This window comes from Tritonibacter sp. SIMBA_163 (genome assembly GCF_046535935.1).
Classification (GTDB): Bacteria; Pseudomonadota; Alphaproteobacteria; order Rhodobacterales; family Rhodobacteraceae; genus Epibacterium; species Epibacterium scottomollicae.
On the sequence record NZ_JAWJBP010000478.1, the window covers coordinates 1 to 270 of the forward strand.

The window sequence follows — 270 nt, forward strand, 5'->3', positions numbered from 1 at the left end:
TATCGAATTCTCCACTGAATGTAACCTTTGGTAGCTGAATATAAAGGTCACTGAAAATTTTAGCTGTCTTTGGATCGTATTCAATAGTATGGATTTCAAGGTAATAATTCTCAGAAAAGTTCTCTGCGCTAATTTTGACAGTTTCAGCATCAGCTTCAATCGGATAGTGAATAGTGACTTTATCACCATTAGATGCGAAGCTGGATGGGATATCGATAACTTTAGTGATGATATCCATTTCACTATATTCGCCATCGTCATTTCTCAACG

The 270-nt window shown here is 36.3% G+C and carries 1 protein-coding gene; it reads right to left on the minus strand.

Features of this window, described 5'->3' with window-relative positions; all coding sequences use genetic code 11:
- The coding region (locus R0J92_RS23195) for a hypothetical protein (protein WP_411053405.1) at nucleotides 1–238 on the minus strand (238 nt) is incomplete at its 3' end.
- Between the last annotated feature and the right edge of the window lie 32 nt (nucleotides 239–270).